Below are 282 nucleotides of genomic sequence, written 5' to 3'. Positions count from 1 at the left end.
TTGCAGGTATAGAGGATATTGATATTGTAGAGGATACATTTATTCGTCAGGATTTAGGAGATAAAGAGGTGAAAGTCTATTACTCTTACAATCCACCGCGTAACCCTTATGCTTGGGTAAATGAATTCAAGGATAATAAAGCGAACGATGAAGATTTCTTTATACATCACAGCACGTATTTAGAAGATGAAAAAGGTTTCTTATCTAAGCAGCTTATTCGAAAGATTGAAAAGTACAAGGAAACGGATATTGAGTATTGGCGTTGGATGTACAAAGGTGATG

1 protein-coding gene is annotated in these 282 nt (G+C 35.5%); it reads left to right on the top strand.

From position 1 onward, the window contains the following. Positions 1-282, top strand: a 282-nt coding sequence (locus KVT27_RS24270) for a phage terminase large subunit (RefSeq protein WP_217582143.1), incomplete at both ends; no start/stop codon positions are given.

Origin of the sequence: Lysinibacillus sp. GbtcB16, assembly GCF_019091145.1 — a bacterium.
GTDB classification, from domain to species: Bacteria; Bacillota; Bacilli; order Bacillales_A; family Planococcaceae; genus Lysinibacillus; species Lysinibacillus fusiformis.
The sequence above is the reverse complement of the archived record's forward strand: the minus strand, read 5'-3'. Positions and strand labels throughout refer to the sequence as shown.